Consider the following 10,733-nt stretch of genomic DNA (forward strand, 5'->3'; position numbering starts at 1 on the left):
TTTTTTTAGAATAAATGGCTAAAATTTATATCCTACAGAAAGGTAAGCGTTCATATTGCGAACCTTAACCTTACTGTTATCGTCATTGCTAAAATCACTAATAGTATTGGCGATGTTTAACAGGTCGAGATCATAACCTAAACCTACACCGACTTTTCCAAATTCAACCTCTGCGCCAAAGTCAAACCGCTTGCTATTGGCTTTCCTGGGGTTTCTTCAGACGGACAATATTATAAATACCCTTCTGCCCGGTGCGTATCAATTCGTATTTATCTAATTTTTCGTATATTGCTCCCAGCGTTTTGCAGCCATAACGACGGGGTTTGTATTTGGGCAGTATTTTTTTTAGTTCGGGACCTAACAGGGATAGAGCAACTTCTTCTTTGCCAAATATATTAAAAGCCCTGTCAAATATTTCAGCTTCCTTCTTTAATAAGCAGTCGGGAGTCTCAGCTTTTGGAGGCTCCTTATCTGAATATTGGAATTTACGGCACGAACCGGCAAAACTTAAAGGGGTCTTACTCTCCCCATATCCCAATATCAACAACCCCTCTTCTCTTATCCGCTGGGCTAAAAGCGTATAATCGCCGTCACTGGCGACAATACAAAACCCGTTTACAATACCTGAATGGAGCAGATCCATCGCATCCATCACCAAAGCTATGTCTGTTGTGTTCTTGCCTTTCACATAGGACGTGGCTTCGATCAGGCGGAAAGCCAGTTCTTTTGCGGGTTCTTTCCATTGGGATGTCCCTGTTTTTGACCAGTCCGCATATATTCTTTTTACAATGGGTTCCCCGTAGCCGGATACAAATTTGATAACATCAGTAAGCCTGGACGCCGTTGCATTATCCCCATCGACCAAGACAGCGAGGGATATATGCTTCTTTTCTTTGGTTTCTTTTTTTGCCATTGTATAAAAAACAGGGGTTGTTAGTTTAATGAGGGGCCTTTCGGTCCGTTTATAAGAAATTCTTCAATGGTCCGGTCTTTTACTTCGGGTTCAGGGATCAATGAATATTTTTCAACCACTTCGTCCAACAGGCCTGCCGGCAAATGTAAGTAGGCCGTAAAGTCTGGGTAATAAGACAGTCCGAAACCAAACATAACCCCGTCTTTTTCGCCTTTGCAATCAATCATATAAACGCAGTAATTGTGTTTATGTTCCCCATCAAGATTCAGGATTACTTCTGCATCGGACAATTCGGAAGGATGTACTCCTTCGGGCATCAGTTCATAATAATCGAAATCTTTCCACCCTTTTTTAATATAGGTGGTATATAATTCCTGAAGCTGCCGGGTGGATAGATGGCTTATGTCATAAAAACGCTCTGTCATGGTTCACTCTTTTTTATCCTACCTGCAAAGATATGGATAAAAATAAAAAACAAGCTGTTCTGTGTGATAAACAGCTTGTTCGAGTAGGTTTTTGTTACTTTTTTTCGCACATTTCTTGATGCTCATGAAAAAGTAAGCGGGCAGATTACCTGCCCGCTTTATGTTATCAATAAAAGTTTTGTTATATATCCTGTCCTTGTGAGTATTCCATTCTCCCAACATTCGATTTTTCCGTATTGAAATCCCATCATTGGGATGGCTGTATATTTGATATACGCCTGATAATCTTTATTATCCTTACTGTTTTTCCCTGTCAGATTATTAAATATGATTGGTATGGAGATGTTATCGTCACTTTCGATAATTGTTTCTCCGTTTTGTTTTATTTCCTGTTTCATAATCTTCATCTATATTATTCAATTACATATTGACCTAAAAATCCTCCGCATGGAACAACTAAAATACCCCGATCCATCAGGAAGATGTATGCATTTTTGAGAGACAGGCTCTCATGTCCTACTGCATTGGCGCATATCCAAAAATCATCCCAATCCCAGCCATAAACAACAAGCCGTGTCAGCCTTCGACCTACATATCCAAAATCTTCATGCGGTTTAAATGGGCGTTCTGCCTGGAATATATGTCCTCCATATCTAAATTCGTGGATTCTCAGTCCCTTGGTAACAACAAGCTTTAACTTTTCTATAAGCTTATTCCTTCTGCTGTAATAATAATTCGGGATAGCTTTATCCATCAGGTTGCAATACTTCATTGCATTGTTTATTTCTGTCAATCCCGATAGTACGTCTGCTTCATCGGTACAGTATCGGACATGTGTATAATTTGATAATTTTCTCATAATTCCCTGTCGTAAGATTTTCAATAATAAGTACAAGCCTGTACTATTTCTGTCGTATCCGTTAGTTGTTCAACGGAGGGATATGAAAAAATACAGTCTATCGCTTCCTCATGCGTCTTGAAAAAACAACCTGTTTGGAAAGGTATTCCGCCATCGTCAAAGGATACAGACCTTAAATAGTACTCTCTGAATAGATAATTATATTCAAGGATGATGGGTATAAATTTACATATCGGATTGTTGCACCCTCTTTTATAAGCGGTCTTGCGATTTTCTATGATAGACAGGGAGTCTATGACGATTGCCCTTAATATAGGATCTTTTATTTTTCTAACTTGCTTTTGCATGATATTTCTCTGTTTCTGTTCTTAATACTTCCTGTAGATACGCCAATTTGTCTTCTTTGGCTTTGACTTTCTGCATCGCATCCAGCCAGATCGGGTCGTTTTCAAAATCCTGGAACAATGTTCTATTGCGTTCTTCTTCGTACTTCTTCACCTTATTCTTTGCCCTTGTCAGCCATGCTTTTGCTGATATAATCTTGGTGTACAGGCTGTCATATTCCAACCGCAAAGAGGTTCTCTTGTCATAATGCGTGTGCCACGTGCAAATACTTTCTTTGGGATAACTGCATTGTAGTTTGGCTACTCTCCAACGGATTACCCAATCATATTTTTCTTTCAGGTAAACAGGGATTCGGCTTCTGTAGCCGATGGATATAATTACCCATCGGTCTACATTCAACTCTTTTTCTACTTGTTCTTCGGCTCTCTGTTGCTCGAAGTAATCTTTTACGGCATCCATAATTATACAGATTAGATAATTCTAAGAATCTTGTTTGTTGGTATAGTTCAGATAGACCCCGTCCTTTTCTTCGGATGTTTTGTTTTGCCAAAAAATATGACAGGCATTGACAAAGCAAGCATCTTTTTGATTATTGGCATCCCTGTCCTGTGCTATTCCTGTTATGGCTTCCAATTCATCAAAACTTAACATATACCACCATTGTTGATAATTACTTATCATCTCCATTTCATCCCTCAGTTGATTATAAATCTCTCTCAACATCGGCTCGATGGTAAACCATTTTGTCGTGTTCTTTATCTTCCTGCATGTAGCAGGGTCACTCACGTCATTCAGGTACAAGCCGTTTGCGTCAAGGCTACAATAACAGTCATAGCAGAATTGTGTGTGATACTCCGTTTCGGATTTCTTGACGCACTTGTTTATAATTATTCTGACAGGGTTATTCTGTGTGATGTAGATACGGATACTCCATCTGTCTGTTTCAAAGCCGATCTGATAATGTTTGCTCTCTGTCCTGTTTAGGATATACACCTGACTTCTATAGGTGATTGCTATTTTATTTGTTTTCATATTGTTTATTCTCTGTTTTTAGTGAATAATTATGCTGCTAACTTCTCTTGAATCAGAGGAATGTTATTTTCTACAAGTTTGATGATCTGTTGGTGGTATTTGGTGATTTTATTGGAAATACCCCTGCTTTGCAGTACCTTTAATTCGGTTAATGACAATTCGATGGTTTCTAACCTTTGTTCGTTTATACAAGCCGAAAGGATGAGCGAATCGGGTTTCAGGTGGTATTTATTTGTAAATAAACAATGCTTCATAGCATCTCCCTCCTGCATGATTTCATCCACACTTTCAAGTACATGTACCTGTATCAACCCATCCGAAAACTGAATGCCAAAGAATTTTGATTTTATCTCTTTGAAATAGGCTTCGTCTTCCTGTGCTTTTCGTCTTGCGTCTATCGCATCCTGCTTTTTCAACCATTCCCTGCGTTTTTTTACATATTTATCGTGTTCGGCTTTCAGATTGTCGGGACACACATATTTTGCATTCCGAAGGTCTTTTTCGAAAGAACAAAGCAGGTCTATATAGTCGCACCATATCTGTGCATCCTTAATCGGATAGCCGTTTCTCAAACATATCCTGATAGATGGCCAGTATCCGTTAATCTTCCTGCTCCGATCATAGGCAAAGTATTCGAATAATTTTCTCTGTCCTACCTTTAATAGCGTTTCCGCCTTGCTTTCAGCCAATAAAAAATGTATTGTGTCGAAAGGCGTTAGTTTTCCGAATGTTTTTTTATATCCTGTACGTTTTAGTTCAGGTATCATTTTTTGACGTGGATAAACTTCTGTCGGTGTAATATTATACAATGCCTTTTCGGGACGAATTTCCAATTTGCTGTGGTAAATCCATCCGTGTACAAAGAATCCCATCGGGCGCAATTTTGCCATCGTTGCGTACCTTCCATCAGGCGCTATCCATTTCTGCACAACTTCCGAATGGAAGTAATGTGCTTTTTCCCCGACTTTCATATTACACTCTATATAGAGGAATCGCAAAACTTGGTAGCCTTTATGGGCGGTAACAACGCACAGGTATTCATAATCCAAAAAAGTACGCCTGCGTGTTTCCTCTACTTTTAATTTTAGCTTGCAATTAGGACAGGTGCAATGGTCGGCTGTTATATCCTCATCTGTCCAACGGTGTCCGCAATCCAAACAGGTAATAATGCCTTTCTTGGTTTTATGGGCAATATGCTCAATGCAATGCTTATAGCCCCAATCGACTTGTACTTCTGTCAGTTTAGGCAGGGTTTTACTCGCTTCGACTACTTGCTGTTGAAATTTATTCTTCGGTTTCATAAGGATACAGTTTTAAAAATCAAATAAACTTGGTTGTTGTGGTACAAGAGATACCTTTTTGGCTTTCTTTACAGGCTGTCTCATTTTGTTATAGGCTTCGTTGTGTACCCGCTCTATGGCTTCTTTGCGTGCCTGTTCTTTTTCCTGTTCTGTGAGGAGTACGGTATGGTTTACAACCACATGACAGTTGACAGGGTTGCCTGCTTCAATATTATCCGTTGTATAGTAATACGCTGCCATTGAGAAAATTTCTTCGTCCGTAAAGCCGTTGCAACCGCTTTTCTGTACCGTATTAAGGATATATGCTATGCACTGGTCGATACTCTTGTTCTCTTTAGTAGTATATGCCCATTCGAACTGCGGATCGCTTGCTGCACGTTGTTCTAAATAGGCTTGTATGGTATTTTTGAAATGATTCGTTGATTTCATAATTTTATACTGTTTATCTGTGAATATCATGTACTTGTACGAGCAATAAGTCACCGTACCATTTCTCTTGTATCTTTCCACTTTTGATCTGATCATATATGATCTTTATATCTTCTTCATTTCCAGAATAAAGAGTTCCTTTGTTATCTATTATTCTCCACATATTGTAATTTGATTTATGGGGCAGGAGTTTCTGCCCCTTGTTATACTTTCGTTTTACTATTCTCTATTTACCCAGATTGATAATATTTTGCAGTTCTTCACGCTTGCTCTTTTGGAATATCCATCCTGCTTGCTTTTCTCCGTTATGGCTCAATCTCGGATTGAATTTTCCTCCCATCGCTTTAAGCAGGTCTTTAATTTCTTTGGTATCTCCGAAAAGGGCGATTGCTTTCTCGGAATAATCAACTATTTCAAAAGATAGATTACCTGTGTTTACCTGTTCTGCGGTCGGCTGTTCGTCTGCCTGTTTGCTTCCCAAGTGTATGCCATCGGGACACCCTGCGGTATAGGCAAAATCTTCGATTGTTTTTTCCCTCGTGTAAATAGGGCATTTTTCGATTATCCAACCGTGATACTTACTTTCTCCTAAATAGTACCCTGCACCCATCGAGTATTTTTCCCTGTGTTCGTATTTTTCATTGTATTCCGCTAAGTAGGCAGTTTCTTTGAAATTGGATGCGTGTTTACGCATTTCGGAAAAGATGTCTCTTTTGTGCTTGGAAAAGCCTAGAATGACGGTGCATTGTGTACGGCTTGCATAATAATCGCTTTGGCTGTCGCTTTCGTCCTGCTTCAATCGGGCAATAATTAAGGCTTGTATATCATCGGGCAGATTCTCCTGTAACCACTTGCGACCGATTACTTTGACTGCTTCCCTGCGTTCATCTTCTTTTTTCTCTGCATCTCTTTTTGCATCCCGTTTTTCGTTTGCTTTGGCATAGAGTTCTGCAACCTCTGCTTCGGGCATAAACTCGATATTGTTTTCATCGTAATACATCCCGATACCAAATTTTTGACTTAACGGTTTGATGATTGTCGACTGTTGCATATCAAGGGTGCGGAGGTTTATCAAATGGTAATGGAAGCCGTATTCATTGTGTATAATCTTGTGGACTACATAGCGGTCATAACTATAGCCTTGCATCTGAACTACTTGGTTTTCTTCTACTGCTTTTTGCTCTGTATCGGTTGTTGTTCCTGCGAATAATGAATATAATTTTGTCATGGCTTTTGTTATTTATATAGGTTAATAATTGGAATGTTGCTTTCTTGTGCCTTGCGGATGGTATAGCCTGTGCCACTCTTGGTTATTTGGGCATAGTAGGCTATCACTAAAGAGCATTTTTCGAGCATGTAGTCGTTACGGCGAAGAAAACAGCCATCAAAATAATGAGAGGATAACAGGATATTCGATGTTACTTTATCGGCAATATGGATATACCGCCGTTTGCTTTCTTCTCTGAAATACAAATGATGCCCTGTATAGGGAACAGCACAGAACAATTGTATATCGGTGTATTCTTTCTCTAATTCAAGAACAATTTCTGCTGCCAATAAATCAAATCCGACTGCACCTCCTGTAATGAATGTAGTATAGCCATTGTGGTACTGTTCCCGAATGATACGTGTCAAATCATCTTTCAATACACTATCATCTGTATTGATATAACGATGACCTGTAAATGCTGCTATCTTTGATTTATCTATATATACTGTTTTCATAATGATTCAATTTTAATGCGTGATTAATCTATTCTTATGTATCTTTTTAGCCTGTGGGAGAATCTCTGTTCATAGTCTCTGAGGGCTTGTTTGAGTTTCTTGTATTCTTCGACCTCTTTATCATAGTTGAATGATATATCGTTTAGAATCGCTGTAATTTCGCTTATCAGGTAGTTTATTTCTTCGTTAATGGTTTCAATGGTCTTGGCTCTATCCAATCGTTTGTTATCATCTGTTGAGATTGTAAATTCGTAATTGGACTTATCTATATTGCCGTTGCCTGGGGTATTCTCGCTTTTGTACATCCTTGTCAGGCTGTCTACACTAATGTTGATCGTGTTACCCGATAAGCTGACAAAGACATCTTTTATAACCTCCTTTGCCGATTTTACCAACTTGACGTTTACCACTTTACCATCATACTGGGCAATTATGGGTTTGATGGCTTTTAATGCTGTCACAAATAATTGATATACCCTTTCCTGCTGTTGGTACTTGGCTGTAAATTCTTTTTTTTCTGTATGGTTCTGTGTAATACATATCTGCTGATTTTAAAGGATGAATAATGCGGTCAATGAAATAAGGAGAAGCAGAAGAAGGATAGAGAATATCAATTTGACAATCAGCTTTATTATTCGCCATATCAGACGGAATAGAAGATAAAAGGTAAAGAGTACCACCACCCACCCGAAAGACACCGTAACGGAAGCTAAAGCCCATACAAGGACACCGACCAACGCTACCACCAACACCAATTTTATGCTAGATGGAAAGTAGGAAATATTGTTTTCTTTATTTTTTTCTGTTCTTCTCATAATCATCGACTTTTTTTTTATGCCGGGACGGAGCCAGTGAGGTTTCTATTGTTTTATAGGCAGCAAAAGGTCAGATTGGCGGTATGACAAAATTTTTGGGGAATAAATACGCTCGCCTGGAGGGAAGAGGAAGATTTTTCACAAAACCCTTCAGGGCTTGAATTTTAGTTGTACCGGGAATATGGAATACCTTTGCCTATGAAAAATAGAAATCTCTACTGGCCTGTTTCGAGCCTAATGAGGAGATGGTTATTAGAGAAGAGCAGAATAAAATGGCTGTGAAACAAGCGGCTCAGTTTCACGGCATCATTAAATATACAAAAAGCAGTTTTAAAAGAAAATGAATACATTGGGAATGTATTCATTTATGGAAGAAATGAAGTCACACCTATAATCAAAGAATCGCAGGAAGACACTTTATATGTCTTTCTGTGGACTACTGAAGAATATTTCAATAATGGAATTGATGCTTTAATATTTAGAAAAATTCAGAATTGGATGACGAGTGTTTGGTGCTTTTATAAAACAGAATATCCTGGAAGAATTACTCCGTTGTCGAGCTTCAGAAAAGATACTGCTAGTTGGATTTTAGTAGAAAACTCATAAATATTTTAATCTTTTTCGATAAAAATAATTTGAAAAAGTTTTTTTGCCCTTTCTATATTCCCCAAAACCTCTATATCTATTCAAGCTAGTTCTTTGCTGTATTTTTAAATTTTAAGCTCATAACATTCAGTTTTATTGGTTTATAGTTATTAATGAATATTTATTTATAGTATAATTTAAGATATTGGGCTATAGTGCTTTTGATTAGATGATTATAAGATAATATTCTTTTCTTATATAAGTGAATATTATACTCTCACCTTTCATGTAAACGTAAATGATTACACTATAAGGCTATTAATATTAAGGTTGAAATGTTAAAATACAGCATTGTCTTTGCGATACAACTTAAAACGCAGAGTCTGTTTAAATTTTGCATGAATATTTTCCTACTGAGAATCTGTTTTCATTTTTTTCATTCATTTTTAGTCTCTTTTTATCCTATTTTTCCCCTTGGGTTGGTTAATCCAAATAGCTCACTACTATCACTTCATAAAAGAGAAAATCTGAGAAAAAAAATAGAACGGCAGGTATTCATGTCTGAAAAACGTCATTAATCATCGAAAAGGTATTGAAAGAATTTAACCCATATTACGCAATAGAACATTTTACTAAATACATGTAGCTGTAATTCAGTAGCTTACGTTTATAGATTTCTAATGCGTAGCATTAGAAGAAAAATGTATTAAATTACTGAAATACAACATAATGTAATTGCATTTTTTCTCTGTTGCGTAATTTGGGTTTAAGCAATTGTCGATTGCCAAGTCACAAAAATAATACTTAGTCCCAATCGTCAGGATCTGGATTGTTTTACTATGAAATAGCCCTTTTTATTGCTCAGAGTGGAAATTAAATGGATAGGCATTAACACAGAATATTGGAATGGAAACTAATTTTCTTTTATTTTCTGAATATATTTTTTGACAAGATATCCAAATTGCCTGTCATTTTCATGCCTTGTTACAATCAGGGAACCACCATCATCTATATTTCTGATATTTGCAGACCTATACCAAACCAACTTCTCAAGTGTTTTATCAAAATATTCACCATTTACTTCGAACAAACCCAGATGCTCCCAATAGTATATTTTTCCGGTATTCTTATTTATAATTGTAAAATCAGGAAGTTTTTCCTGATAGTTACGGGGCAAAGACCTTTCATAGTGAACACTGAAAGAATCAACTAATAACAATTGGTTGAAAATATACAATTCTTGCTGTGACCGCACCTTCTCACCATTGGAGGCTATATATTTCAAGTTTTTAGAAAATATTTTTGATTTTTTTTCCTGTTTTTCAGGAACCGGATCTGTTGGGGAATGAATCTGATCTTTCAATATTATATCTGTCGGATAAAATTCCCATTTGTAATGATGATATATAGCTGTATCGACACTACAATTAGGAATAAACTGTAAAAGAACATCTTCCCCATGCATCTGTCTCATAAAACGACTAAAATCAGTATTGTCTTGAAACTCATTTTTAAATGGCTCTTTCCTTTTAATGTACTCATATATCTGGGAAAGATTTGCGACTTCTGTTTTATCTGAATTTTGAAAATATTCTTGAATACAGGAGTTAAGCTCTTTTAATAATTTATATTTGCGGGGTAATTTGGATATACTCATAAGATTTAGAATCATTTGTGTTTTACTGTTTTACCAAAGAATAATCCAATCACAGATCTAGCTCCTAGTTTTATCAGTTTTCGTTTCATCTGGGTAAAGCTGTCTCCGGTCGTAAATATATCATCTACCAAAAGAACGTCTTTGCCTGTTATATATCTGCTATTGAAGTCGAGATTGAATATCTTATCCTGACTGGTTCGCCCTTTCATCTGCTCCCGGTCTTCCTTTATCCATATTGCTTTAAAGCCATCTTCTGTTTTCAATCTTTTTGCCAGTAAGTAGTTGAACCGGGCAAACCGTTGTCTGTTCCGTTCTCTTGTTGCTGCGGGTATGGGGATCAGTACCGGATTTCCCATCTCTTTGAAAAAGGGCATACGCAAGATGGCTAAAGAGAAGAGTTTAGCAACTAAAGCAGATTGCTTCCCTTCCTTAAAGCGAAAGATAAGATTAGAAACTTTTTTTTGATGGATCGATATTTCTTTTTGATGCGAGACCGGATAATAATCGTGGATATAGAAGCACAGGGCATCATCTACCCGCAGTTTCCCTTTGAAATGGTTGGTATAAGGGAAAAACTGGCGAACGAAACTGCTCAGAAAAGTAAAGTGAAGAATATCCCGCCACAGAGACAGGGTCTGTTCATCCTT

16 protein-coding genes are annotated in these 10,733 nt (G+C 37.4%); all 16 read right to left on the reverse strand.

Going from position 1 to position 10,733, the window contains the following annotated elements; genetic code table 11:
- Positions 1 to 193: 193 nt before the first annotated feature.
- Positions 194 to 913 (reverse strand): NYN domain-containing protein, encoded by a 720-nt coding sequence (locus IR083_RS00220; protein ID WP_194222774.1) that lies wholly within the window; start codon positions 911 to 913, stop codon positions 194 to 196.
- A 20-nt stretch (positions 914 to 933) separates the two neighbouring features.
- Positions 934 to 1,338 (reverse strand): hypothetical protein, encoded by a 405-nt coding sequence (locus IR083_RS00225; protein WP_194222775.1) that lies wholly within the window; start codon positions 1,336 to 1,338, stop codon positions 934 to 936.
- 158 nt (positions 1,339 to 1,496) lie between these two features.
- Positions 1,497 to 1,736, reverse strand: a complete 240-nt coding sequence (locus IR083_RS00230) for a hypothetical protein (protein ID WP_194222776.1) — start codon at positions 1,734 to 1,736, stop codon at positions 1,497 to 1,499.
- Between the two features lie 14 nt (positions 1,737 to 1,750).
- Complete coding sequence (locus tag IR083_RS00235; RefSeq protein WP_194222777.1) at positions 1,751 to 2,197, reverse strand: hypothetical protein; 447 nt, start codon at positions 2,195 to 2,197, stop codon at positions 1,751 to 1,753.
- 20 nt (positions 2,198 to 2,217) lie between these two features.
- The gene (locus IR083_RS00240) at positions 2,218 to 2,544 is read right to left on the reverse strand and encodes a hypothetical protein (protein WP_194222778.1); all 327 of its coding nucleotides are present in this window, start codon (positions 2,542 to 2,544) and stop codon (positions 2,218 to 2,220) included.
- Complete coding sequence (locus IR083_RS00245) at positions 2,528 to 3,001, reverse strand: hypothetical protein (protein WP_194222779.1); 474 nt, start codon at positions 2,999 to 3,001, stop codon at positions 2,528 to 2,530. Before IR083_RS00245 ends, IR083_RS00240 begins: the two co-directional genes overlap by 17 nt.
- A gap of 21 nt (positions 3,002 to 3,022) precedes the next feature.
- On the reverse strand, positions 3,023 to 3,574 hold the full coding sequence (locus IR083_RS00250) for a hypothetical protein (RefSeq protein WP_194222780.1): 552 nt from the start codon (positions 3,572 to 3,574) through the stop codon (positions 3,023 to 3,025).
- A gap of 29 nt (positions 3,575 to 3,603) precedes the next feature.
- The gene (locus IR083_RS00255; protein WP_194222781.1) at positions 3,604 to 4,875 is read right to left on the reverse strand and encodes a PcfJ domain-containing protein; all 1,272 of its coding nucleotides are present in this window, start codon (positions 4,873 to 4,875) and stop codon (positions 3,604 to 3,606) included.
- Between the two features lie 12 nt (positions 4,876 to 4,887).
- The gene (locus IR083_RS00260) at positions 4,888 to 5,304 is read right to left on the reverse strand and encodes a PcfK-like family protein (RefSeq protein ID WP_194222782.1); all 417 of its coding nucleotides are present in this window, start codon (positions 5,302 to 5,304) and stop codon (positions 4,888 to 4,890) included.
- 13 nt (positions 5,305 to 5,317) lie between these two features.
- The gene (locus IR083_RS00265) at positions 5,318 to 5,467 is read right to left on the reverse strand and encodes a hypothetical protein (RefSeq protein WP_194222783.1); all 150 of its coding nucleotides are present in this window, start codon (positions 5,465 to 5,467) and stop codon (positions 5,318 to 5,320) included.
- 63 nt (positions 5,468 to 5,530) lie between these two features.
- Positions 5,531 to 6,532 carry a fusion protein gene (locus tag IR083_RS00270; protein ID WP_194222784.1) on the reverse strand — a complete coding sequence of 334 codons (1,002 nt, stop codon included), beginning with the start codon at positions 6,530 to 6,532 and terminating at the stop codon, positions 5,531 to 5,533.
- Between the two features lie 8 nt (positions 6,533 to 6,540).
- The gene (locus IR083_RS00275; protein WP_194222785.1) at positions 6,541 to 7,029 is read right to left on the reverse strand and encodes an SLOG family protein; all 489 of its coding nucleotides are present in this window, start codon (positions 7,027 to 7,029) and stop codon (positions 6,541 to 6,543) included.
- A 23-nt stretch (positions 7,030 to 7,052) separates the two neighbouring features.
- A complete protein-coding gene (locus IR083_RS00280) occupies positions 7,053 to 7,490 on the reverse strand; it encodes a hypothetical protein (RefSeq protein WP_194222786.1) in 438 nt (145 codons plus the stop codon).
- Positions 7,491 to 7,580: 90 nt separating this feature from the next.
- Entirely contained in the window at positions 7,581 to 7,844 is a 264-nt protein-coding gene (locus tag IR083_RS00285; protein WP_194222787.1) for a hypothetical protein, read from the reverse strand.
- Between the two features lie 1,498 nt (positions 7,845 to 9,342).
- Complete coding sequence (locus IR083_RS00290) at positions 9,343 to 10,086, reverse strand: hypothetical protein (protein WP_194222788.1); 744 nt, start codon at positions 10,084 to 10,086, stop codon at positions 9,343 to 9,345.
- A gap of 11 nt (positions 10,087 to 10,097) precedes the next feature.
- A partial coding sequence (locus IR083_RS00295; protein ID WP_194222789.1) for a ComF family protein occupies positions 10,098 to 10,733 on the reverse strand: 636 nt, incomplete at its 5' end.

It is taken from the genome of Dysgonomonas sp. GY75 (assembly GCF_015234155.1).
GTDB classification, from domain to species: Bacteria; Bacteroidota; Bacteroidia; order Bacteroidales; family Dysgonomonadaceae; genus Dysgonomonas; species Dysgonomonas gadei.